The following is a 23,175-nucleotide window of genomic DNA, read 5'->3' as shown; positions in this document are numbered from 1 at the left end:
GTGTCACAGAAGATCGATGTTCAAGTTCCGGTCCTGATAGTCGGTGGTGGCGGGGCCGGACTGACCTCGTCGATCCTGCTGTCCAGACTGGGCGTCCCCTCGTTGCTTGTCACCCGCTACCCGGGGACGACGAACCTGCCTCGGGGGCACATCCTCAACCAGCGGACCATGGAAATCTTCACCGACATGGGGATCTCCGACGAGGTCAAGGCCAAGGGCGCGCCGCCGGAGCACATGAGGGGCGTCGCCTGGTATTCGGGGCTCGCGGGCGGCGGCCCGGAGGACGGGCACGGCCGCCTCCTCGGATTCGTGGAGGCCTGGGGCGGGGGCTACACCGACCCCGACTACATCGCCGCGAGCCCGGAGGCGATCGCCAACCTTTCCCTGCTGCGTACGGAGCCGATGCTCAAGGCGCACGCGGAAAGCTACCCCGAGGCGACGGTCCGGTTCAACCACGAACTGGTCGGCCTCGAACAGGACGCCGACGGGGTGACCTCGACCATCCTGGACCGGGGCTCCGGCGAGACTTACACCGTCCGCTCGTCCTACCTTCTGGGTGCCGACGCCGGCCGGACGGTGGGCAAGTTGGCCGGCATCAAGGTGACCATGCATGAGCGTCTCCGCAAGCTGGTCAGTCTTTACCTGTCCATGGATCTGTCGCAGCACCTCCCCGGCGACGACTCGATCCTCACCTGGGTTTTCAACCCCGAGTACCCGGAGCACCTGGACTACGGAGCCGTGCTCGTACCGCAGGGCCCCGAGCGGTGGGACCGCCACTCCGAGGAGTGGCTGCTCGCCGTGTCCCGGCCGGACCTGGACGCGTCGCAGCCCGAGCTGATGCTGCAATGGGCGAGTGAGGCACTGGGACTCCCTGACCTCGACCCGGAGATCATCGGGGTGAGCGAGTGGCATCTGGAACGGTTCCTGGTCGAAGACTTCCGGGCCGGCCGCGTGTTCCTGCTGGGCGACGCCGCGCACCGCGTTCCCCCGTCGGGCGGCCTCGGCCTCAACAGCGCGATCCAGGATGTCTACAACCTTTGCTGGAAGCTCGCCGCGGTGCTGGCCGGGCGTGCCGGAGACGGTCTGCTCGACACGTACACCGTCGAGCGCCGGCCGGTCAATCTGAACAACATCGAGGCCTCGACCGCGAGTGTCGGCAATCAGATCAACATGGCCTCGTCGCTGGGAGTCTCGCCCAGCAAGAGCGCCGAGGAGAACTGGGCGGAGCTGCGCAAGTTCTGGGACGACGATGTTCCCGGCGCCGCCGAGCGGCGGCACGAGTTCAACGAGTGGCTCGGTATCAGCACGCTCGAATACCACCAGCACAACGTTGACTTCGGCTACACCTACGACTCCGCCGCGGTTGTCGGTGACGGATCCCCAGCCCCGGTTTCCCCGGACGAGACCCGTCTGTACCAGCCCAGCACCAGGCCGGGTCACCCGCTGCCGCATGCCTGGGTGGAGCGTTCCGGTCAGCGGCTGCCTCTCCGATCGCTGATCCACGATGGGCACTTCGCCCTCATCGCGGGGGAGAACGGCCAGGCATGGGTTGAGGCAGCCGAGAAGATCGCGCAGGAACGGGAGATCCCGCTTCGCGCCGCCCGGGTGGGCCTCGGCAAGAACGTCGATTTCATCGACATCCGGTTGGCATGGCAGCGGAACCGCGCGATCTCGCCGGAAGGCGCTCTCCTTGTCCGTCCCGACGGATACATCGCCTTCCGCTCGATCGAGGCGGCCGACGACCCCCTGGCGACGCTGACGGCCGCCTTCAACCAGATCCTTGCCACCACCGACCAGGAGCACTGATGCGCGTCGGCAACCTGTCCGGCCGGCTCACGGTGTTCACCGATGCGGGAGCCGTCGACGTCGAGAAGGTCAGTGGCGGGCGATTCAGCGCTGACCCGCGGAGTGTGTACGAGCAGTGGGACGCGTTCACGGTGTGGGCAGCGGAGGCGGTCAGCGCCGCCGACGCGGTTCCCTACGCGATCGAGGACCTGGGCGCCCCTTCGCCCCGGCCTGCCCAGGTGTTCGGGATCGGCGTGAACTACCGGGCCCACGCCGCCGAGGCGGACATGTCGACCCCTGAGTTCCCCGTCGTGTTCACCAAGTTCCCCACGTCGATCACGGGCCCCTTCAGCGAGGTCGTGCTCAGCGGGCCGAGGGTGGACTGGGAGGCCGAGCTCGTCGTCGTGGTCGGCAAGCCGGCCCGCAACGTCCCGGCCGAGCGGGGCTGGGACCACGTGGCCGGACTGACCGTCGGTCAGGACATCAGCGACCGCACCGAACAGATGAAGAACCAGATGCCGCAGTGGAGCCTGGGCAAGTCCTTTCCCGGCTACAGCCCCATGGGGCCATGGCTGGTCACCCCCGACGAGTTCGCCGATCCGGACGACCTCGACCTCGGTTGCGCCCTCAACGGAGTGGAGATGCAGCGGTCGGCTACGTCCGACCTGCTCTTCCCCGTACCGGCCCTGATAGCGGAACTGTCGGCGAAGCTCCCGCTTCTCCCCGGCGACGTCATATTCACTGGTACTCCGGGCGGAATCGGAGCGACGCGCAAGCCGCCTGTTTTCCTCAAGGAGGGTGACGAGCTCGTCACCACCATCGAGGGCATCGGCGAGATCAAGCAGCGCTTCCGCTCCGCCTGACGCGTACGCTCTCGGCCGAGATCCTGACCCAGGAGCTTTGCTGCCCGGTGGTCACCAACCCGCAGGCCGTCTCGCTGCGCAAGGAGCCGCCGGGCCCGCCTCACGCCGAGGCGGGTTCGAAGCGCGGACCCACGGCCGCCTGCCCGTGATCACGCCACAGCCGTGCAGTCACAGCGGCCGCACCCCTGCCACGGCCTCGCCCTCCATGGCAGGGGTGCGGCCCCGTTCATCCCCGCCGATCCTGACCTCACCGTCCCCGGAAGGCCGGCGCGGATCGCGGTCCGGGAGATCATCCGGCATACCATGGCCGGTATCCGAGGAGGCCGTCTGCTGCTGGCGGACCGGTCCCCGCCGGGCTGACGCCGGCGATGGCCGCGCCTGCGGCCGGCGCACACCCCGCTGCGGGAACCGGCAGGCGGGTGCGTCAGCGCTGGTGGAGGCGATCGGCAAGGGCGCCGAATGCGGAAGAATTAATTACCATATCGGCTTCAAAGGGATCTTTACTAAAAGGCGGATGCAAATTAATCTTGCCGCCTGAGTTGTCGCGTTTCGTTCAACCGACCGCGCTGGAGTCCGCTGCTCTCATGACTCATCCCTTACCCCGGCCGTCCCCGAGCCCTCAGCCGTCCGCGAGCCCTCCGCCGGCTCCTGCTCCGCGAACCGGTGGCCCCCAGCCGTCGCCTTCCGCCGTACCGCCCGTGGGCCCGCAGCCGTCTCCCGCTCCGTCGCAGGGTGTAGACGGCGGGTATTCGGGGATCAACCCCGTCTTGATGGACGACTTCGAGAGAGGGCTCGGCAGGGCGGAGGAAACGCTGGGTCGCAACGAGCCGCAGATTCGCCGTGTGCTTCAGCGGCTCAATCTAGACACCTCTGGACTGGGCGTGCTGCGCGAGGCGCAGGGCTGGATGGGAACCAGCCGTCCCGATCTGCGACGCCGTAGTGAGACGATCCGCAGGCAGACCACGGGGTGGAGCGGTTCCTCCCGCGTGCCCGGCGGGTTGTCGTCGTTCGATGAGGCGTTGTACGGCAAGGCCGCCCATGATCCCGACCTTTACGCCGCCGTCGTCGCGGTGAGCGAGGCCGCCGAGAAGGGCGAGGTCGACGAGAAGACGCTGGCGGAGCTGGAGAAGCGCACAGGAGATGCGACGTTCGCCACCGCGTTGATGAACGCGTTGGGGGCGGCGGAGTTCCGCCGGCTGATGGCCAAGACCGTGGAGCACCAGGACGGCAAGGGGGTGACGCGGCTGCAGGTAGCCCTCGGCAAGACGCTGGGCACGGCCAGTTCGCAGCTGAGCGGCACCTGGCGGGATCAGCTCACCTCCGGCCTCGCCGCCGGATGGAACGAGGCGTACGGGATCGCGCAGGCGCTGCAGCACGGCACGTTCGCCACCGCCGTCCTGCTGGATGTGGTCAGGAAGATCGACGCTTGGGACCGTGAAGCCGTGAAGGCCCCCGTCGGACGGGACCCGGGTGTCATGGTGTCGGTCATGGAGACGCTCAGCCGTGATCCGGCGGCGGCTCAGGACTTCTTCGCCGGTGATCCCACCGCGTTGAAGCACTTCCTGACCGAGCGGGGCATGGCCGACCGCGGCGTGGCGCTGAGCAAGGCGCTGGAGGCCGCGACGCTCACCTTCCGCGATCACGACGGCTCGCCGCAAAATCCTTCGCGCGGCTACCTGTCGGCCAAGCTGGTCTCCGAGTTCGTGCACGTGGAGGCCGAGCGGATCGAGAAGGGTTATCCTCCCACATCGTTCATACGGCCCGTCACCACCGGCCGTATCCTCGCCGGCTACATCAGCGACATCGACCACGTCGCGCAGTCGAATCACGGCCTCGTCACGCCCGGAGTTCGAGGTGCTGACAATCCCAGTACACGTGGACAGGACCTCTGGGGGGCGCAGTTCAACAGGGAGGAACTGCGCAGTGTGATGCGGGAGGCGTTCGCGGATTCCTCGGCATTCGCTCCCGTCGCGGCCGCCCAGACAGCTTTTGCCGGATGGCTGCTTGACTACGGCGCCGCCGAAATGGCCGCCGGACGAGGTGACGGCACGCTGATGACCAACGCGAAATGGATCGGCGCGGGTTTCGGCTTGATCACCGATGCGGCGGGGCTGGCCAAGATCGAAGAAGGGAAGACGCTGGACGAGGCGCAGCAGCGGAACGTGAAGGTGCTGACGGCGGTGCTCAACACCGGGCTAGCTTTTCCGCAGATGGCGGCTGGGGCGATCACCGCCGGTGTCGTCGGGGCGTGGACCGGCTTGGTCGAGGACAGCGTCAAGGGCGACGCGGAGACCAAGGCTCGTAGCGAGGCTAACGCCGCTGTGGATCAGACGCGGACCCTCGTGCACGATCTCACCGTCCAGGCGATGCTCAAGCACGGTTTGTTCGGGGCGGCCGAGCCCGCCGCCCCCACCCATCCCTGGGCCTCGCTGGAAGGCCTGCGCAAGGGAGACGATCCCCGAGACAATCCCAGCAACTTCCTCAAGGACGACGGCCGAACGCTCATGACCAAGGAGGAGATGATCGACAAGACGGCGACCAACAGCACCGACGCATATCGGCGGGTGGAAGCCTATGATCGGTGGCTCTACGAGGGGCCGTCGGGCAAGCCCTGGCGGGATGTAGAGGATCGGCTGGACCAGGGCTTTGCCAACGGCTTCGCGCAGTACGGATGAGAAGGACCCGGCTCGCCATCGTGACGGCGCTGGCCTGCGGAGCGGTCATGTTGACCGGCTGCCAGGGCGAAGACCGGCCGGTCGACCGTACGCCCTTGCCGGCAGTGGCGGCTCCGCCGTACATCTGTGACTACATCCCGATGCGTGCCGTGGAGTTGATGACGGGGGTGCGCAATCCGCTCGTCCGCGGTTACTTCAACCTCACCAGTTCTGGAGGGCTGGGCGACGGAACCTGTGGGGTGTATCAGCGCAGCGGTGACCGGTTGAAGGTGCTGCTGGTCGACCTCACGCCAGTAAGGGTTCCGGGCGAGGTGGAGGAAGATCTCCGAGGCGCTTCCCCGTTGCCTGCAATCGTCCCCGGGGCCATCGGTTATTACTTCAACGGTCGGCACAGTGAAAACCACGCCGCATATGCAGTGCTTGCTCGCGGCACGGTGGAGCTCAGCGTCCAACTGGAGATGGGTGTCCCGGGGCGGGACAACGCGGCGGACGTGGTGGCGTTGATGAAGCTGATCGCGCCGAAGCTGATCACGGCGGCCAGCGCCCCTTCGGCAAGCCCATCCGCGTCCCCCTCATCCAAGGAGGGTTGATCAGGTCATGGCCGTGCTGGTGCCCAATCCGCTCTACGTGGCGCTGGAGGATGCCCTCCGCGTGGTGCAGCCGCTGGTCCACGAGATCGAGGCGGGCGTCGAGGCGCCCTATCAGGCATTCCACTCCGGCCACGTGTGGACGGGGCCGACCGCCAAGGCCTTCGACGCGCAGCTCGCCCACTACCGCACATATGTCCGCAGCTCGGGAGACAAGATTCTCTCGGACCTGCACGAGGCGCTGGCCCGCACACCACATGAGGTGACCGCCGAAGAAGCCAAGGTCATCATGAGCAGGTACGGCTTGCTGTGACGCAGTCAGGCCCGGGGCCAGAACCTCGTCCGATATCCCCCTATTTCCGGCTCAGCCCCTTTACGGCTTGCGCGCCACCGCGCCGTACGCGTCGATCGGCTTGGCGTCGCCGACCTCGGCGGGGTCTGCCCGCCAGAGAGTGATCGACTCCAGCCCGGGGTCCACCAACTCCAGCCCCTCGAAGTACTGGCCGAGTTCCTCCAGGCTCCGCAGGTTGTAGGGGATGGCACCGGTTTCCGCGAGTTTCTCGCCACCCTCATTGATGGCCTCGCCGGTGTTGGAACCGTCCCACGCCACCAGGTAACTACCGGAGGGGACCGCGCCCATCACCCGGGCGATTATGGAGCGCAGTTCGCCGAAGTTGGCGACGTAGCCCAGCACGCCCATGAACATGACGACGATCGGCTTCGTGAAGTCCAGGACGTTCCGGGCGTCCGCGATGATGAGGTCCGGGTCGTGCAGGTCGGCGTCCACGTACGTGGTCACTCCCTCGGGAGTGGTGTTGACCAGCAGCGCACGGGCATGCGTCAGCACCAGCGGGTCGTTGTCGACGTACACGATGCGGGACTCGGGGACGAGTCGCTGAGCGATCTCATGGGTGTTCTGCATCGTCGGCAGCCCCGTGCCGATGTCGAGGAACTGATGCATCCCGAGCTCACCGGCCAGGAAACTCACGGCACGGACGAGGAACTGCCGCGACTGCCTGGCCATCGTGACGATGTCCGGATACACCTCGGCGACGGCATCCCCGGCCACACGGTCCACCTCGTAGTTGTCCTTGCCGCCCATCCAGTAATTCCAGATGCGCGCCGCGTGTGGCACGTCAGACCGGATCTTCAAGGCTGACTCTACGCCCGGCTCATACGGCCCATCAGTCATGTTCAGGCTCCCTGTCCGCGGATTTCCGGGGGAAATGCGGGGTGATCATACAGCTTTGCCATATTCCACGCCGGAATTCCCCCCATGCCGCGCGATACCGGTCAGGGTGACCCGCGGAGTCATTCGAGGTCGCCTCTGTCCCGGGAGAACTCCTGCGCTTTCAGGCGTGGTCTCGGGCCCGGGTGGTCGCCCGCGGTCGCGACCGCCCCGCGTGCCGGGAGGGCTTACAGCTCAGCCGCACGAATTTCGGCTTCCGGCCGTGACACCGATCCCGGAGCCGAGGTGCGTCAATCGCTGCTTTCGCGCCGGCTCCAGACGCGGTGGACTTCCCGTGCGTCTGAGAGTTCCTGAGCCACTTCGGGGGAGCCGGCGGAGAAGAACCCGGTCTCCAGGATCGCCGCTGGAGCCGGCCCGGTGATCCAGCTCTCCAGGAGCGCGTACCACTCGGCGTCGTGGGCGACAGCGGTGGTGAAGTCCTGCATGAGCCAGGCCATGTGGCGGGCCGCCGCCTCGGTGGTGTTCGACTCCCACTCGGCCAAGTGGGGGGCCAGATCAAGCTCAAGACCGTCCGCGATGATCTCGATCAGCGTCATGACGTGGACGTCACGCGGATAGTGGTTCAAGGTGTGCCGCCACCACGCGCCGACGATGGCGACGATGGCGTCCTGTTCCGCCTGTCTCCAGCTTCGCCAGCTGACGGTGACCCACCTCATGAGCGAGTCGGCGAACAGAGTGCCGTCGAGCTCCTCGAGGATGAGCAGTTCAAGTAACCGTGGCAGGTAGTGCTTGAACTCCTCCATGTCTCCCCAGGTGGACACGGCGTTCCAGGCGTACGCGTCCAGGGCTGATGCGGTGAGCATGCGGAGGGGAGCGGAGCGCGCGGCCTGAACGTCCTCCGGTGATACGCAGTGGTCGCACACCTGCGTCTTGGCCGGAAGCGTATACCGGGAGAAGGCCACGTAGAGACCGTCCAGCGCGCGGCCGAGATCCGACGACGTGTCCACGCGTGGATGCTAGTGCCTCCGCCTGTGGGCCGGCGTGAGCGGACTCCTGATGAGCTCGTCCAGAGGACCGGCGGCGTTCCCCGTCCGCCGTCCGCGCATGGCCCGCCGCGCGGAATCGTGGTACCGATAGGGGGACCGTGAAGGGGGAGTCTGTGGAACCGCTCTCATTGGTACTGGCGGCTCTCGCGGCGGGGGCGACGGCCGGTCTCTCGGACACCGCGAGTGCGGCCGTCAAGGACGCCTACGAGGGGCTGCGGGGACTCATCGCACGCAAGCTGGGCGACGGCGACGGCGACGATGCCGAGCTGGTCGAGTACGAGGCGGATCCCAGCGAGGAGAACGCCGCCGTCCTTCGCGCCAGGATCGCCGAAATCGACGCGCACCACGACGAACCGATCGTCGAGGCCGCCAGATCCGTGCTCGTCCTCGCCAAGGCGGATCAGGCCGGCTCCGGCAAGTTCGTGAACAACATCGAGGGCGGCGTGCGCGGCTTCGTCCAGGGAGACCATGCCAACGTACGCATGACCTTCGGCGATGACGACGCCTGAGCCGACCGCCGAAGTCCGGCAGACGCACATCCACGGTTCGGTCTACGGGTTCGTCCAGGGCGACCACAACACGGTGACGATCGTCTTGAACGGCGAGCCCCGTACGGTCCCGTTCCTGGCCCCGCCTCCCGCGGCGCACCCTTTCATAGGGCGCGATGACGTGGTCGCAACGGTCAGGGAGCGGCTCCTGGCCGGCGGCACCACCGCCCTGAGCGCCCTGAACGGCCTGCCCGGCGTCGGGAAGACCGCGCTGGCGGTCGTCCTCGCGCACGACCCCGCCATGCTCTCCCGGTACGCCGACGGCGTGCTGTGGGCGGGCCTGGGACGGACCCCCGACGTGGTCGCGAGCCTCGCGGCCTGGGGCGCGGCGCTCGGGGTGGCGGCACACGATGTGCCGGCCCCGGCCGGCGTCGAAGAATGGGCGCGCGCCGTCCACGCGGCGATCGGACTGCGGCGCATGCTGCTCGTCGTGGACGACGCCTGGACGGCCGAGGCTGCCTTGGCGTTCCGGCTCGGCGGGCCCAACTGCGCCCGGTTGCTGACGACCAGGGTCCCGGAGGTGGCCGCCCGATTCGCCGGCGACGCGGTCTGCCGGATCTCCGAGCTCGAGGAGGCGGACGGCCTGCTCCTGCTCGAGGCGCTCGCCGGAACGGCCGAAGACGAGCGGGACGCGATGCGCGAGCTGGTCCGTCTCGCGGGCGGGCTGCCCCTGGCGCTCACGCTCATGGGCGGATACCTCCGGGTTCGCACGGCGGGTGGCCGCCGGGAGCGTCTGCGGCGGGCCATAGAGGAGTTGGGGACGGCACGGGAGCGGTTGCGCCTCGCCCAGCCGCAGAGCCCGATCGAGAGGCATCCGAGTCTGCCCCTGCACGTCCCGCTCTCGCTGCTCGCCGTGCTGGAAGTGAGCGCCGCCCGGTTGCGCCCGTCCGCCAGGAGGACACTCACCGCGCTGGGCTGTTTTCCGTCCAAGCCGAGCACGTTCAGCACCGCCGCCGCCCTGGCCGTCGGCGGCGGGACCGAGGATGACCTCGACGAGTTGTCCGACGCCGGTCTGGTGGAGGGGAGCGGCGCCGACCGGCACACGCTGCACCAGACGGTGAGCGACTACGCCAGGGACGGCCAACCCACGGAAACGGAGGCGGCCGGGCTGCGGCTCATCCGGTTCTTCGTCGCGTTCTTGGAGGGCGAAGTGGGCGGGGACCCCGACGGCATCGACCAGGAGCTCTCCAACATCCGGGAGGCCCTGCGGCTCGCGGACGAGCAGGGACGACGCGAGGATCTCGTGCGCGGGATGCGCGCGGCCTTCCCCCTCCTGGAGGGGCGCGGCCTTTACAAGATGGCGGAGACCCATCTGCGGCGTTCGATCGCCGCCGCGCGGGAGCTCGCCGACCCCGCCGCCGAGGCCTTCCTGCTGCTCGGCCTCGGTACCGTACTGGAGCAGCGCGGTGACCTCGACGGGGCGGAGCCGCACCTCAGAGAGGCACTGGCGCTGATCCGCACGGCGGCGGGCCAGGCCGATCCCGCCGAGGAGGGCGCGGTCCTGACCAAGCTTGCCTGGCTGGTCGGCATACGGGGAGACCTCGAGGAGTCCGCCTCGCTGTTCACCGAGGTCGGCTCGGCCGGCAGCGGCTACCAGCGAAGCCGGTCGCTGCAGGGTCTCGGCTGGGTGGCCGGTCAGCGCGGAGCCCACGAACAGGCACGGGCCCATCTCGCCGAGAGCCTGGAACTCGCCCGTGGCCTGGGCGACCAGAACCTCGTCGGTGACGTGCTCCACGTGCTCGCCTGGTCCGCGGGCGGGGGTGGCGACTTCGCGACCGCGGAGGCGCACTTCACGGAGGCGCTGTCCATCGCCAGGCGCTTCTCGCGCCGTGACCAGACCATCTCGGCGCTGCAGGGCCTCGGCTGGGTCGCCGCCATGCGCGGCGCGTTCGCGCAGGCGCGGGGGCCGCTCGGCGAGGCGCTGGCCCTGGCGCGCGAGGTGGATCATCAGGAACGCGTGCCCATCCTGGTCGCCCTGGGATGGGTGACGAGGGCCGTCGGTGACCTGGACGCCGCCGAGACGCACCTGACGGAGGCGGCGGAGAGCGCGGAGCGGTCGGGCGCGAGCGAACGGCTGGGGCGGGTTCGCCTGGAGCTCGGGCAGCTCGCCCTGCAGCGACATGATCACGCGACGGCCGAGATCAGGATCCGGGACGCCCTGGCAGCCGGACGCCAGTTGGGCATCGTGGACCTGGAGGCGGGGGCACTGCTGGCCCTCGGGCGTACGGCGAGGGAGGCGGGCCGTACGGACGAAGCGCGCGACGTGCTGGCCGAGGGCCTGGGCTCGCGGGCCGCGGAGAACGCCAACACGCGCGCGCTGTTCCTCCACGCGATGGGCGAGGTGGAACTGGACCTCGGCCACGCGCACGCGGCTCTGGAGTGGTTCACGGACATGACCCGCGCGGCGCGCGACGCGGGCAACGACGAGCAGGCCGCGGTCGGCCTGTACTGCCAGGCGCAGGCCGCTCTGGCGGACCGCGACGCCGGCGAGGCCCGGCGGCTGGGCGAGGCCGCCCTGCGGGAGCTGACGGCGCTCGGCAGTCATCGCGGCGCGGAGGTCACGACCTGGTTGGAAAGCCTTCCCGGCTGACCGCCGCAGTGGTCAGCGCCACCTGCTTGACCTTCTCGGCGATGTCCACCCATCGAAACCGGTCCCGGTACAGCCGGTGGGCCTCACGGACGAGCCGGGCGCGCAGGGCCTGGTCCCGGAGCAGCGCCACGCAGGCGTCCGCCAGCTCGGCCGCGGTCTCCCCGATCAGCAGGTGCCGGCCGTGGATCGCGTCGAGCCCCTCGGCGCCCAGCGCCGTCGACACCACGGGGATCCTGTGCGCGAACGCCTCGATGATCTTGGTACGGGTCCCGCTGCCGTAGCGCAGTGGCGCGACGATGACGTCCGCCCGCTCCAGTTCGGACGCGACGTCGGAAACCCACCCGGTCACGGTGACCGCCGGGGGCAGGTGCAGACTCGTCACATCCAGCCCGGCCTGGCCCACCAGCCGGACCCGGGCGTCCGGGATCACCTGGTGGATCCGCGGGAGGATCTCGCGTACCAGGAGCCGCGCGCCGTCGGCGTTGGGGCCGTAGCGGAGCAACCCGACCAGTGTGATCGTCGGGGGCCGTCCCGCGGCGGCCGGGCCGGTGGCGCGGCCCATCGGGACCGTGTCCTCGTACCCGTTGGGAACCACCCAGATGTTGCCCATCCCCAGCCGGTCCCGGTCCAGCGTGCTGCACAGGACCACGGCGTCCGCGGTACGGGCGACCCGGCGCTCCAGCATGAGCCAGCGAAGCGTCTCCGCCAGCCCCGGCCGCTCCGGACCGGTGGCGCGAGCCCGGCGCTGGGCCATCAGCTTGCGGTGTTCGAGGTCGTCGAGGTCGACGACATGCGGTGCGGAGAGCAGGTCGGCGAGCATGACGTAGCCGTTGACGCGGCTGAACCAGACAAGGTCGTACGGCGGCGCGGCCCACGTCAGGAACGCCTGGCGCACCGCCTCGTCCCGCGCCGCGGCGAGCTCTCCCGGGATCGTCCGCAGGATGCGCCGGCGCCGGCGGCTCCGGGGGAGCTGGATGACGCGCGTCCGCGGGAGCCGGAGATCCTCCGCCGCCGGCGCGGGAGTGGCCCACTCGGGGTCCACCACCGAGAAGAGGTCCACCCGTGCGATCTGGGCCAGGGCGTTGAGTGTGTGGTACAGCCGCCTGCGCAACCCGGTAGCCCGTTCCGACGGCGTCTCGTTGGAAACCACCAGCACGCGCACTGGCGTCCTACGCCGCGCCGCGCGGAAGTTCAAGTCCGAAGTGCGTGGTTTTGGCCCAGGAACGGTCGCCCCGCAACTCTCGCAGCACCGCGACCATGGCCGCCGCCATCAGCGCGGCGTGGAAGAGGGGAACGGTGACGGCCAGCCGGAGTCTCGCCCATTTCGGCATGGTGAAGGGGAAGTCGTCGTGGAGCGGGTGTACCAGTGCCGTCGTCAGGAGGGTGTTGACGAGGCCGGCCGCGGTCAGAGAGGAGAGCAGGACGATTCCCGGCGGCCCCAGCGCCAGGGCCGCGAACACCGACAGCGGCAGGACCGGAAGATAGGCGGCCCGGAAGAGGTTGGCGAGCAGGACATTGCGCATCTTGCGGCGCTCCGGCCGGGGGAGCAGGCGCCACTCCCCGTTCAGCAGGACCTGGATGAAGCCCTGGTTCCATCGGGCTCGCTGACGGATGAAGGCCGTGATGCCCGAGGGGGTCTCCTCGATGGTGGCGAGCGTCGCATCGGGCAGGAAGCTCAGCTTCTTCCCGGCGAGCATGAGCCGTATCGTGAGGTCGCAGTCCTCGGCGAGCTGATCGGGTTTCCAGGCGCCGATTTCGGTCAGCGCGTCGCGGCGGACGAAGCAGGAGTTTCCGCTGAGCCTGACGTCCAGCAACCCGATCTCCACCGCGCGCGGCTCGTTCAGGAACATGAAATACGTCTCCACCATGTGCTGCGACTGGTACCAGCGAGGCGAGTTCCTGAGCGGCTGGTTCTGCGCCTGGATCGCGTCGGCCTCGGTTCGCCGCAGATGGGCGTCCACGGCCCGGAGGAGACCCGGGTGCGTCCAGCCGTCCGCGTCGAAGACCCCGATGACGTCGTGGCGGCAGTGCGCCATGGCCCGGTTGAGCGCGCCGGATTTCATGTCTCCCCCATCGTCCACGAGCACCGTGATGAGGTCCGGCCTGATGGCCGCCGCTCGCCGCGCCGCCGCCACGGTGGCGTCGTCGTCGGCGTCCACGACCGCGAGGATCTCGAAGGCCGGGTGATCGGACAGGGACAGGCGCAGCAGGTTGTCCTCCAGCACCGCCGCCTCCCTTCGCGCCGTGACCAGGAGGGAGAAGCTCAGCGCGGGTTCGGCTTCCTCAGCGGCGGCGCGCGGTGGGTTCCGCAGGCGCAGCCGTACTGATCGGGTGAGCGCCCGCATCCGGCCGAGGGTCGTGCGGCACAGCCAGAGCAGAGGGATGGTCGCGATCACGAGGATGAGGTCCATGGGGGCTCTCCAGGGGCGGTTCCGTGTCCGGCTTACGCAGCACGAGGAGTTGGGCGAGCTGGGGGTAGAAATCGTTCACCTCGTACCGATCCAGCTCGGCGAGCACCCGCTCCGGGCTGAACTCTGGAAACCCCAGGAGCTCCCGCCGGTCACCGGTGATCAGGCGCAGGCCGGACGCCGCCACGAGGTCGGCCAGGCGGACATTGCGTCCCCACTGGTTGCGCGTGGTCCCGGTGAACGGGTGGATGTCGAGGAAGAGATCCACCGTAAGCACGAGGTCGCCACCCGGACGCAGTATCCGGCGCGCCTCAGCGAGCACCTCATCCACCTCCGCCGCCGCGAGGTGCTCCAAAGTCGAGATGCAGTAGACGGCGTCGGCCGAGTCGCTCGGCAGTCCCGCGGCGCCCAGCCTGCTCCTGCGCAACTCCACCCGGGTTCCGAGAAGACGGTTCAGCGCCTTATGCGACTCGACCGGGTCGGGCCAAGGGGCGTCGGCTTCGCCGTACCCGACGAAGGGATCGACATTGATCACCCGCGCGCCGGACCGGTCCAGGGCGAACTGGAACCCGGACATGCCGCCGCCGATTTCCACGGCACGCATGCCCGGACGAACCGGCGACGCGTGGAACGCCCACGGGAACTCGACCCGCCGGGTGCTGCTGTTGGGTTGTGCTCCGAACATGCCGACGCGACGGACGACGCTTTCCTGTAATGCGCCCGGGCGGCACAGTTCGGCATATCCGTGAAATCCGAACGGCGCTCCCCATCGGCGATTCCAATGCTGGAATTCCCCGGCCATCGCTTTACGAGCCAGCATGCACGCTCCGCTCGTGGACCCCAGAACACGATCAGTGTCTCAGACGAGACGGATCATGTACATAACCGGTTTCCCGGCCATTCGGCAGCATAAGGAGGCGATGGTTCCCGGCGTCACCAGGTGCTTCAATGGAGTCGCCGGTGACCATTACCAGCCAAGGAGAAGGCGTGCGCGAGCGGCATGCGCGCTTCCTGCGCGAGCGGGATCACATGGAGCATTCGGCCATCCGCACGTTGCTGTCACAGGTCCTGCGGCCAGAGGACAACTGTGTCGACATCGGCGCGAATAGCGGCGACATCCTGCGAGAGATGGTCGACCTGGCGCCGTTGGGCCGCCATCTCGCCTTCGAACCCATCCCGGCTCTGGCGGAAAGGCTGGTCCGGGACTTTCCCGGTGTCGACGTTCGTCAATGTGCGATCGCCGACCGCGGGGGCAGGATGCCCTTCTTCCACGTCATCGAGGAGCCCGCGCTGAGCAGTTTGCGCGTGCTTCCCTATTTCCAAGGGCACAGGTTCGAGCGCATCGAGGTCGACGTGGTCGATCTGGACTCCTCCCTGCCGGACTCGTATACGCCCCGGGTCATCAAGATCGACGTCGAGGGCGCGGAGATCGAGGTGCTGCGGGGCGCCATGGGGACCATCACCCGGCACCGGCCCATCCTCATCATCGAGTTCCAGCGAGACGGCGCTGGCGCCTTCGAGGTGGGCCCGGCCGATCTCTACGACCTCGTCTGCCGGGAGGCCGGGATGCGCCTGTTCGACGTGTTCGGCGAGGGCCCCTTCGGAAGGGACGACCTGCGGAAGGTCTTCCACGCCCGCCGTCTGATCAACTACGTGGCACACCCCTGACCGGGCGTCGTCGACGTCGCGGGGGCGGGACTTCGGCAGAATGTGACTGCGCCAACCGATGCGGGACACGACAGGAAGGCTCCCCCTGTGAAAGAAGACGTGCCCACCGCGGGCGATCAGCCCCCGGCCGCGATCGACACCACCGTGCCGCACTCGGCCCGGATCTGGAACTACTGGCTCGGTGGCAAGGACAACCATCCCGTCGACCGCGAAGCGGGTGACCAGTACCGCGAGGTCTTCCCGCGCATCGCCGACATGGCCCGTGCCTCACGTTACTTCCTCGTCCGCGCTGTCCGGCACCTGGCCGGCGAGGCCGGGGTCCGCCAGTTCCTCGACGTCGGCACAGGCCTGCCGACGGTGGACAACACGCATGAGGTCGCCCAACGGGTCGCGCCGGAGTCCCGGATCGTCTACGTGGACAACGACCCCCTCGTGCTGACGCACGCGCGAGCCCTGCTGACCAGCACCCCGCAGGGCGTCACCACCTACATCGACGCCGACCTTTACGAGCCCGAGAAGATCCTCGAAACGGCGGCCAAGACCTTGGACTTCGCCCGGCCGGTCGCCCTCATGCTGATGGGCATCATGGGCCACGTCGCGGACGGCGAGGCGCAGGCGATCGTCAAGCGCCTGGTGGACGCCCTGCCGTCGGGTGGCTACCTCGTGCTGTATGACGGCAGCGACGTCGACGAGTCGTTTGTCGAGGCGCAGCGCCACTACAACGAGGGGGGCGCGGTGCCCTATCACCTGCGCAGTCCCGAGCAGATCACCCAGTTCTTCGACGGTCTGGAGCTCCTGGAGCCGGGCGTGGTCTCGACATCGCTTTGGCGCCCGGAGCACAACCCGTTCGAAACCGTGACGGCCGCGGAGACCTTCGGAGGCGTCGGGCGGAAGCCGTAGAGCCGTCACGAACTCCGTCTCGCCGGTCCCTCCTGACCGTGCCGGCGTGCGGCTGAGGCGTCGCGTCCTCACATGTCCCTGAGAAGGCGGTCGATAAGGGCCCGAGTCTCGCGCTGTGTGTGGGCTTCGATACCCAAGCGGTTGAGAACATGCCAGTAATGCGCGATATCGGCGGACTTATCGATATAAAGCCCGCCGGTGAGCTGCTCCAGAAAGACGACGTCAGGCAACGCGTCCTCAGGGAACCGCAGGAAGGTGATGGGCCCGGCCGTGGCGGCGTGGCCGCCGCGGCTGAACGGCATCACCTGCACGGTGACCTGAGGAAGCTGAGCGATGTCGATGAGGTGCCGTAGCTGGTCGCGCATCGTCGCGGTGCCGCCGGCCGAGCGACGCAACGCCGCCTCGTCGATGATGGTCCAGAGCTTGGGGGCGTCGGGCCGGCGCAGGATCCGCTGCCGCTTCATCCGGAGCTCGACACGGCGGTCGATCTCCGTCTGCGGGGCTTCATGGTGAACGGAACGGATCACCGCGCGGGCGTAGCCGGGTGTCTGCAGCAGTTCGGGGACGAACGTGGGCTCATAGCTCCGGATGACGGTGGCCGCCTGCTCCAGCTCAAGGTACGCCTGCCGCCACGGGGGAACGACGTCCTGGTACGGCTGCCACCAGCCGGGCATGCCGGCCTGCTTCGCCATGGCCAGCAGCGTCGCCCGTTCGGCCTCGTCGGTGACGCCGTACAGGGTGAGGAGATCGGCCACGTCACGCCGTTTGAAACTGGTGCGGCCCAGCTCGAGGCGACTGATCTTGGAGTGGGACGCCCGGATCGTCTCGCCCGCCTCTTCGGCCGTGATGCCCCGTGCCTCACGGAGCCGCCGGAGCTGCGCACCCAGCACCATCCGCGGCAAGGTGGGCCCCATATGCGCGGAGTCCGGCACGCCGGCGTCGCGCTGGTGGCCTGCCGCCTCGATTGTTTCCATTCTTGCTCCTCAGCAGCAGCCGCATCGGGCACGGACTTAATCCACCTTTTCACATAAATGGACGGTGCCGTGAGCCTTTACGGAGCGTTCCGTGAGGTCCCCGAGTGCGGACGGCAGGGCTCTGGCGGGCGCCGTTCCATCCAGGACCGGGTCAGCGGTCAGGCGCCGTCGTCGGCCTGGAAGGGGCCCAGCTGAGGAACGGAGGCCTTGCCGGTGTTGGAGACCGGCCCGCCGGTCCAGCGCACCTTGAGCGGTGCGGTCTCATCGGGAGGCGTGATCAGCAGCGCGGCCGGCGTCACGGTCGTCACCCCGGTGAGCTGGGGATTCGAGTACGTCAAGGCGGCCCACGCGCTGTGGCCCGGGGCCAGCGGCACGCGCCGCTTCTCCACTCCGGTCAAGCGCTCCGGGTTCACCGTGACGGCCTGCCCGGCGTCGTTGACGAACGCGGCACCCGGGAAGCCGTAGACGGTGCAGGTGTGACCCGACTTGTTGGTCAGCACGATCGCGAAGTTCTCCTGGCCCGCGCCGGGATGGTTGGGGCCGACGGAAGCGCGCAAGTCGGAGGTGTGGCAACGGCCGCCGGGCGCGCCGCTGGGCTGGTTGCCGCCGGTCGGCGCGGGCGTACGGGTGACGGCCGGTGTGCCGCCCCCGCCGGGCGGGAGGGTCGTCGCCGGAGCAGCGGGGGAGCTCGTCTGGCCCCCGATCCCTTGCCCCCCGCTGGCGTGGCCCCCGTTTCCCGGGCTCGTTGATCCGGGCGGGGCGGCGGCGCCCGTGCCACCGCCGCCCGCGCAGCCGGTCAGCACCGCGAGCAGGACGGCTCCGCCTGCGAGCACCAAGCTCCTGGCGAAGGCCGGTCGCGCAGGCCCACCCCGGCCACGGACTCCCTCCCGCTGACGTAGCCCGTCCCGGCCGCGGACCGCCTCCCTCTCACGTCGCCCGGCGCGGAATCCCTGCTGGTTCGTCACGTCGGTCCCCCTCTGGCTAGTCGTCGCATTGCTTTCCGGCGTCGTGTGCGTGAGCGCCTTCGAAGCGTCACGTAGAACACGGCGCCGGCGCTCGGCGTTCCCGCGCCCTTCCGGCGCCGTCCCGCGCCGGAGCAGGGCGGACGCGCTCGATGTTCCGCTCCCAGCCGGTGCGGTCTCCTCGCTGTGTTCCCCCATGGCATTCACGCTCGCATCTTCCGCGCCGCCGGGCATCAGTCATTCGACCGTGCTGAGCACCGTGATGAGCTGGGCCCTTCCCGCCGCCGCGACGCCACACCCTCAGGTTCGGAGACGCGAAACCTGTGGGATCTTCCGGCTGACGCTGAACCGCGGATCCCCGGCGATCGTCATGGTGTTATGACGATAAGAGCTTTCGTGCTGGTCATCGCGGTGCTGCTCCTCGGGACGGCCTGCGGGCGGGCCGACGACACCGCTCAGGCGACCGCCGCGTCGCCTGTGGTGGACGACGATCAGCCGGTCGCCCTGTGGCAGATGGAAGACGGGTTCGTCACTCCCGGGTGGCTGGCCATCCGGCCTCCGCACGTCGTGGTGTACGCCGACGGGCAGGTGGTGGTGGACGCGGCCCGGCAACTGCGTCTGTCCCCTTCCGAGGTGGGCGACGTCGTCTCCGCCTTGGACCATGACCTCGCCGGACAGCCTCCGACCGCCACGCCCCATCCCGGTGCGCCGGCCGTGGCGGACGCCCCGACCACGATGCTCGGCGTGCGGGCGGGCGGCGGGAAGATGCGAGAGGTCCGCGTGCCGGCCTTGGACGAGATCGGCGGGGCGTATGACAAGCCGCTCTATGACGCACGGGACCGCCTGGCCCGGCTTGCGGAGCGCGTGACCGCCGAGGGTCAGGACTACACCGCCGACCGTGTACGGCTGGTAGGCGAGGACGCGACAGGTCACACCGGCAAGGTCCGCGACTGGCCTAAGGACGTGCCTGTCCCTCCGCAGTCGGATCCGCAGTCACCGGTTCGCACCCAGGACCTCTCGGGGCAGGCCGCGAACGCGGTCATCCGGCTGGTGCCGCACGACAGGGCGCAGCCCGGTAGCTGGCCGGTGTTCGCGGACACGTCAGGCGCGCGACTCGCGTTGTCCTGGAGGTATCTGCTTCCGCACGAGTGAGGTGCGTTTCATGCCGGGCTCACCCCGTTCAACGTCCTGTCCGCGTCGGGCGCCATCTCGCTGTCCGACCAGCCGCCGTCGCCGTGATCATGCAGGGTTTCCCGGGAAGCTCGGGGACGTGGGGTTCCCTGGGGTTCCCCGGATCGTGATCATGCACGGATTCCGCCGTACGCGGTCTGATCAGGGCCGGCACCATTTGTGATCATGCGGTGGCTGTCCCTCGGGCGCACCCTCGTCATGCATGATCACGCTACACAAAAGCGCCAGGTAGGACGGTGCGCGCGGGAGCATGTGCATGATCACGCGGCAAGGGCGGGGCGGAAGGGAGGTCCGAACCATTTCGCGGTAGGGCAGACATCAAGATAATTACCCTCGGGCATCGGCGAGGGTGGTGGGGATGCGCGGGGTATGGCGGGCCGGGGCGATCGTCGCGGCAGTCGCGGTCGGTTCGGTGCTGCTGCCGGTCGCGACGAACCTCGCCACCAGCGAGCCACTGCCGTCCTGGCTGGAGCCGTATCGGAGTTGGGCGTGGCCGGCTGTGGTGACGCTGGGGCTGGTGGCGGCGTTCCTGGCTCTCGCCGCAAGCCGTCCAGCGGGTGTCGCGACAGGGCCCCGCATGTACGGCAAGACCCGCCCGGCGGCCAGAGAATGGGCGCTGGAGAACATCCGGGATTACGTGACACAGCAGCTCACGATCAAGCTGGGGGACATGGTCCGTGCCGACACGCGGATCGAGCAGCGCCCTGGTGCTGTCACGCCGGCGTTGAGCAACCACGTGCGGCGCCTCGGCGCGTCCGCCGACGCCGCCCGGCTCAGCGTGCGTGAGGCTTTCGACGAGAGCGGGCGCTCGCTGCTGCTGCTCGGCCCGCCGGGCGCCGGGAAGTCCACCCAGCTCCTCGAACTGACCGCCGCATTGCTCGACGAGGCGCGGGACGATGCGGGCAGGGCCAAGCCGGTCCCCATGCTCATCCACCTCGGCGGCTGGGGGCGCAAGCGGCCGTTGCTGCCCTTCCTCAAACGTGAGCCCACCGTCCACGACCTGCGTGACTGGCTGCTGGCCCAGGCCCAGGAACGGTACGGCGTCGGTGCCAGGATCAGCCGGGCCTGGCTCGAGCAGGACGACCTCGCGCTACTGCTGGACGGCCTCGACGAGGTGGCCGACGGGATGCGCGAGGGCCTCGTCCATCTGATCAACGAGCTGTACGACGCGCATGGCGGCATGGTCATCGTGGTGTCGAGCCGGACCGCCGAATACGAGCGCTCGCCGCGGCTTCAATTGGGAGGCGCGGCGGCGATCCTTCCGCTGGGCCGTCCCGAGGTGACGGCGTACCTCGCCGCCGCGGGGCCCGCTTTCGCGGACCTGGGGCGCGCGCTCGAGGCCGACGAGTCACTGTGGGAGGTGATCGACTCGCCGTTCTGGTTGCAGGTCCTCGCGGCGGTGGCCCGCGCTCCCGGCGTCGGCGGGCTGGCGGCGAGCGCCGACCCCGCCGTGCGGAGGAGCCATATCTTGGACGCCTTCGTCGCCGAAGCGCTGCGGCAGCCGCGATGGGAGGCAGGCGGATATACGCACGAGCAGACGGTCAGATGGCTCGGCCAGTTCGCCCGCAGTGCCAGACGGCAGGGATCGACCACGATCCGGTCTCCGATGACGGCGCCCTCGACTTTCCATGGGACGGTGCCGGGCCGGGTGTTCACTCCCGTCCTGCCCGCGCTCGGCATCGCCCTGTGGGCGGCGTCCCTGCTCTCGACGGCGGTGCCGCTGGCGAGGGAGCACGGGGCGCTCGTGGCGGTGGCGCTGTGCTGGATTCCGGGCATGGTGACATCCATGCTCGCCGCCACCGCGGTCGTCGGCGGGCACGTGGCGTGGCCTCCCACACCGCGCGCGTCGATCGGGGGAGCGCTCGCGGCCCTGCCCATCGCCGCGGGCGCGTTCGCATTGCGGACGTTCTTGTCCGATCCGTTCCCCGACCCCTCCGTGTTCGCTTCGGCCCTCGGTATCGGCGTCTCCTCCGCTTTCGTCAGTGCGTTGGGGATGGGCGTGGCCGCGGCCCTGTTCGGGGCGGGGTTCTTCGAGAGAGACGAGAGCGAGGTCGTCGACCTCGAGATCAAGTTCTTGTTCTCCACATCCTTCTTCGGGATGGCCTCGGTGGCGGCCATAGCCCTGCCACTCGCCGTGTTCGGTGTGGTGAATTGGACGGGTCCCTTCCCCGCCGTCTTGGCCGGCGTCTACCTCGGCACCCTGCTGGGCGTGGGAACCGGCACGGTCTGTGGAATCAGTGCGATCGGGACCTGGCTACCCGTCGCCGTTCTGGTCGCGGCACGGCTGCTCCCCGTCAGAGCGAACAGGTTCTGCGGGTTCGCCGCGTCGGCAGGGCTTCTGGTCCCCGTCGGCTCCCGCCCGCACGAGTACCGCTTTCTTCACATGATCTTCGTCGATCATTTCGCCGACCGGGAACTTTGCACGCATGCCGGCTGATCAGTGGCGGGGCGCCGGCCTGACGGCTATTCGGCCTGCGGCTCCTCGTAGGGGATGCGGCTCAGGTGCAGGATGCCGCCGAGGGTGCCCCATTCGTCGGCGCCGAGCTTGGTCAACGGGCGCAGCAGTTCGGCGCTGGGCCGGCCCTCGACGATGTACTCCTCGCGCACCGCGGCGAGAAACACCCGCCCGAAGACGAGGGTGGAGTTGCCCATGCGCAGAGTGGTGTGCGAACGGCACTCCAGGACGACAGGGGACGCGGCGACCCTCGGAGGCCGGACGTGCCGGCTGGCCTCGCGATCGATTCCCGCGAAGTCGAATTCGCTGACAGTCCGCGGGAAGTCGGTCGCGGTGGCGTTGATCAGGTTCAAAAGCGGTTCGGAGGAGAAGTTCACGACGAACTCGCCGGTGTCCTCGACATTGCGCAGGGAGTCCTTGCGGCCGATCGAGGTGAACTGCACGATCGGCGGATCGGTGCTGGCGATGCTGAAGAAGGAGTGGGGGGCGAGGTTCTCGATGGATCCGTCCGGCGTGACCGTGGAGACCCACGCGATCGGACGAGGGACGACGACCGAGGTCAGGAACCTGTAGAAGGCGGCCCCGCCCACGGCCCCGGGATCGAAGTCGACGCGCATGACGCTCAGTATCCATCACGATCACTCCGCGTGCCGATCGCCGCGCGGAGGCCAGGACGCGGCTCAGCCGGAGCCGGGCGGATGCTCGCCGAAGAGCGGGCGAGGTCCTCCGGGGGTGAGCACGATCACACGTGAAAACGGCCAACCAAATGCCGAGTCCCGCACTCATATACCGTGTGAAGCTCTCGACATCTCTCACCGCCGTTCTCTCCGCCACCGCCGTCGCCGCGACGCTCGCCGTGGGGGCGTCCCCCGCGGACGCGGCCGCCATGCCGAAGTTCAAGCAGCCCAAGGTCTTCGGGACGTCCTTCCAGACCGACCCGAAGCATGACTTCACCAAGGGGATCAGCCCCCGGCACGACGGCATCCTGCGCGGCTGGGTCACCCACTACAGCGGCGGGGTGGCCGAGTACACGCCCATCAAGTGGGTGAAGGACAAGTCCGGCAACACGGAGGGCCATTTCACCGGCCCGCCGGAGGGCGACGTCACCGCGTACGCCTCACCCGTCTCGGCGAAGGTCGCGTTCTACAGCGCCACCGGCTGCAAGGGCACCGACGTGACGGCGAGCGACCAGAGCCTGGGCACCAAGCGCTGCTCCCGCAAGGTCCTCATCTCCCGCCTGAAGGACAAGCGCCCGGCGCTCATCACGGTGTACAAGGGAAAGATCGTCAAGTTCCAGGAGATCTACACCCCCTGACAGCGGGCGGCCATCGCCG

General features: G+C 69.0%; 20 protein-coding genes. 12 read left to right on the top strand and 8 right to left on the bottom strand.

The annotated features are described in order from the left end of the window. From ABH927_RS23440 to ABH927_RS23420, 5 genes are all read left to right on the top strand, one after another. Positions 1 to 1,806 carry an FAD-dependent monooxygenase gene (locus tag ABH927_RS23440; protein WP_370024494.1) on the top strand — a complete coding sequence of 602 codons (1,806 nt, stop codon included), beginning with the start codon at positions 1 to 3 and terminating at the stop codon, positions 1,804 to 1,806. Next, positions 1,806 to 2,648, top strand: coding sequence for a fumarylacetoacetate hydrolase family protein (locus tag ABH927_RS23435; RefSeq protein WP_370024493.1), 843 nt, complete (start codon positions 1,806 to 1,808; stop codon positions 2,646 to 2,648). The genes ABH927_RS23440 and ABH927_RS23435 overlap by 1 nt, the downstream gene beginning before the upstream one ends. Positions 2,649 to 3,418: 770 nt before the next feature. After that, the gene (locus ABH927_RS23430) at positions 3,419 to 5,323 is read left to right on the top strand and encodes a hypothetical protein (RefSeq protein ID WP_370024492.1); all 1,905 of its coding nucleotides are present in this window, start codon (positions 3,419 to 3,421) and stop codon (positions 5,321 to 5,323) included. 20 nt (positions 5,324 to 5,343) lie between these two features. After that, entirely contained in the window at positions 5,344 to 5,913 is a 570-nt protein-coding gene (locus ABH927_RS23425) for a hypothetical protein (RefSeq protein WP_370024491.1), read from the top strand. A gap of 7 nt (positions 5,914 to 5,920) precedes the next feature. Further along, positions 5,921 to 6,223 carry a hypothetical protein gene (locus ABH927_RS23420; protein ID WP_370024489.1) on the top strand — a complete coding sequence of 101 codons (303 nt, stop codon included), beginning with the start codon at positions 5,921 to 5,923 and terminating at the stop codon, positions 6,221 to 6,223. Positions 6,224 to 6,283: 60 nt separating this feature from the next. Here the strand turns inward: ABH927_RS23420 and ABH927_RS23415 are convergent, their stop codons facing one another. Both ABH927_RS23415 and ABH927_RS23410 read right to left on the bottom strand, forming a co-directional pair. Continuing rightward, positions 6,284 to 7,102: an SAM-dependent methyltransferase gene (locus ABH927_RS23415; protein ID WP_370024487.1), complete on the bottom strand. Its 819-nt coding sequence runs from the start codon at positions 7,100 to 7,102 to the stop codon at positions 6,284 to 6,286. A gap of 287 nt (positions 7,103 to 7,389) precedes the next feature. Then, a complete protein-coding gene (locus ABH927_RS23410) occupies positions 7,390 to 8,106 on the bottom strand; it encodes a hypothetical protein (RefSeq protein WP_370024485.1) in 717 nt (238 codons plus the stop codon). A gap of 152 nt (positions 8,107 to 8,258) precedes the next feature. On the opposite strand from ABH927_RS23410, the gene ABH927_RS23405 reads away from it, so the two are divergent. Beyond that, entirely contained in the window at positions 8,259 to 8,654 is a 396-nt protein-coding gene (locus ABH927_RS23405; protein ID WP_370024484.1) for a hypothetical protein, read from the top strand. Next, positions 8,641 to 11,283: a tetratricopeptide repeat protein gene (locus tag ABH927_RS23400; RefSeq protein ID WP_370024483.1), complete on the top strand. Its 2,643-nt coding sequence runs from the start codon at positions 8,641 to 8,643 to the stop codon at positions 11,281 to 11,283. Before ABH927_RS23405 ends, ABH927_RS23400 begins: the two co-directional genes overlap by 14 nt. Here the strand turns inward: ABH927_RS23400 and ABH927_RS23395 are convergent. From ABH927_RS23395 to ABH927_RS23385, 3 genes are read right to left on the bottom strand one after another with little or no spacing between them, the layout of a single operon-like run. After that, on the bottom strand, positions 11,252 to 12,439 hold the full coding sequence (locus ABH927_RS23395; protein ID WP_370024482.1) for a glycosyltransferase: 1,188 nt from the start codon (positions 12,437 to 12,439) through the stop codon (positions 11,252 to 11,254). The two genes, ABH927_RS23400 and ABH927_RS23395, sit on opposite strands and share 32 nt — an antisense overlap. A 13-nt stretch (positions 12,440 to 12,452) precedes the next feature. Beyond that, positions 12,453 to 13,685, bottom strand: a complete 1,233-nt coding sequence (locus ABH927_RS23390; protein ID WP_370024543.1) for a glycosyltransferase family 2 protein — start codon at positions 13,683 to 13,685, stop codon at positions 12,453 to 12,455. Then, positions 13,567 to 14,295 (bottom strand): class I SAM-dependent methyltransferase, encoded by a 729-nt coding sequence (locus ABH927_RS23385; RefSeq protein ID WP_370024480.1) that lies wholly within the window; start codon positions 14,293 to 14,295, stop codon positions 13,567 to 13,569. The genes ABH927_RS23390 and ABH927_RS23385 overlap by 119 nt, the downstream gene beginning before the upstream one ends. A 383-nt stretch (positions 14,296 to 14,678) precedes the next feature. Between ABH927_RS23385 and ABH927_RS23380 the strand changes: the two genes are divergently transcribed. Together ABH927_RS23380 and ABH927_RS23375 are read left to right on the top strand one after the other, a co-directional pair. Then, entirely contained in the window at positions 14,679 to 15,359 is a 681-nt protein-coding gene (locus ABH927_RS23380) for an FkbM family methyltransferase (RefSeq protein WP_370024478.1), read from the top strand. A gap of 87 nt (positions 15,360 to 15,446) precedes the next feature. After that, the gene (locus ABH927_RS23375) at positions 15,447 to 16,259 is read left to right on the top strand and encodes an SAM-dependent methyltransferase (RefSeq protein ID WP_370024476.1); all 813 of its coding nucleotides are present in this window, start codon (positions 15,447 to 15,449) and stop codon (positions 16,257 to 16,259) included. Positions 16,260 to 16,327: 68 nt separating this feature from the next. On the opposite strand, the gene ABH927_RS23370 is transcribed toward ABH927_RS23375, so the two are convergent. Both ABH927_RS23370 and ABH927_RS23365 read right to left on the bottom strand, forming a co-directional pair. Beyond that, on the bottom strand, positions 16,328 to 17,233 hold the full coding sequence (locus tag ABH927_RS23370; protein WP_370024474.1) for a helix-turn-helix domain-containing protein: 906 nt from the start codon (positions 17,231 to 17,233) through the stop codon (positions 16,328 to 16,330). A 158-nt stretch (positions 17,234 to 17,391) separates the two neighbouring features. After that, positions 17,392 to 18,066 carry a DUF4232 domain-containing protein gene (locus tag ABH927_RS23365; protein ID WP_370024472.1) on the bottom strand — a complete coding sequence of 225 codons (675 nt, stop codon included), beginning with the start codon at positions 18,064 to 18,066 and terminating at the stop codon, positions 17,392 to 17,394. Between the two features lie 507 nt (positions 18,067 to 18,573). Between ABH927_RS23365 and ABH927_RS23360 the strand changes: the two genes are divergently transcribed. Continuing rightward, the gene (locus ABH927_RS23360; RefSeq protein WP_370024470.1) at positions 18,574 to 19,347 is read left to right on the top strand and encodes a hypothetical protein; all 774 of its coding nucleotides are present in this window, start codon (positions 18,574 to 18,576) and stop codon (positions 19,345 to 19,347) included. Positions 19,348 to 19,744: 397 nt separating this feature from the next. After that, complete coding sequence (locus ABH927_RS23355) at positions 19,745 to 21,823, top strand: hypothetical protein (RefSeq protein WP_370024468.1); 2,079 nt, start codon at positions 19,745 to 19,747, stop codon at positions 21,821 to 21,823. Positions 21,824 to 21,849: 26 nt separating this feature from the next. Here ABH927_RS23355 and ABH927_RS23350 read toward each other — a convergent pair whose 3' ends face one another. Continuing rightward, positions 21,850 to 22,458: a flavin reductase family protein gene (locus ABH927_RS23350; RefSeq protein ID WP_370024466.1), complete on the bottom strand. Its 609-nt coding sequence runs from the start codon at positions 22,456 to 22,458 to the stop codon at positions 21,850 to 21,852. Positions 22,459 to 22,634: 176 nt separating this feature from the next. Between ABH927_RS23350 and ABH927_RS23345 the strand changes: the two genes are divergently transcribed. Next, positions 22,635 to 23,156 carry a hypothetical protein gene (locus tag ABH927_RS23345; protein ID WP_370024464.1) on the top strand — a complete coding sequence of 174 codons (522 nt, stop codon included), beginning with the start codon at positions 22,635 to 22,637 and terminating at the stop codon, positions 23,154 to 23,156. Positions 23,157 to 23,175 lie beyond the last annotated feature (19 nt).

Origin of the sequence: Planotetraspora sp. GP83 (genome assembly GCF_041262585.1) — a bacterium.
Classification (GTDB): domain Bacteria; phylum Actinomycetota; class Actinomycetes; order Streptosporangiales; family Streptosporangiaceae; genus JAOEGB01.
The sequence above is the reverse complement of the archived record's forward strand: the minus strand, read 5'-3'. Positions and strand labels throughout refer to the sequence as shown.

Bases quoted from the DNA above. Each gene is read 5' to 3' on its own strand.
- ABH927_RS23415 (WP_370024487.1), bottom strand. From the start codon at position 7,102: ATGACTGATGGGCCGTATGAGCCGGGCGTAGAGTCAGCCTTGAAGATC.
- ABH927_RS23385 (WP_370024480.1), bottom strand. From the start codon at position 14,295: ATGCGTGCCGTGGAAATCGGCGGCGGCATGTCCGGGTTCCAGTTCGCC.
- ABH927_RS23430 (WP_370024492.1), top strand. From the start codon at position 3,419: ATGGACGACTTCGAGAGAGGGCTCGGCAGGGCGGAGGAAACGCTGGGT.
- ABH927_RS23360 (WP_370024470.1), top strand. From the start codon at position 18,574: ATGACGATAAGAGCTTTCGTGCTGGTCATCGCGGTGCTGCTCCTCGGG.
- ABH927_RS23350 (WP_370024466.1), bottom strand. From the start codon at position 22,458: ATGCGCGTCGACTTCGATCCCGGGGCCGTGGGCGGGGCCGCCTTCTAC.
- ABH927_RS23420 (WP_370024489.1), top strand. From the start codon at position 5,921: ATGGCCGTGCTGGTGCCCAATCCGCTCTACGTGGCGCTGGAGGATGCC.
- ABH927_RS23355 (WP_370024468.1), top strand. From the start codon at position 19,745: ATGCGCGGGGTATGGCGGGCCGGGGCGATCGTCGCGGCAGTCGCGGTC.
- ABH927_RS23370 (WP_370024474.1), bottom strand. From the start codon at position 17,233: ATGGAAACAATCGAGGCGGCAGGCCACCAGCGCGACGCCGGCGTGCCG.
- ABH927_RS23400 (WP_370024483.1), top strand. From the start codon at position 8,641: ATGACGACGCCTGAGCCGACCGCCGAAGTCCGGCAGACGCACATCCAC.
- ABH927_RS23435 (WP_370024493.1), top strand. From the start codon at position 1,806: ATGCGCGTCGGCAACCTGTCCGGCCGGCTCACGGTGTTCACCGATGCG.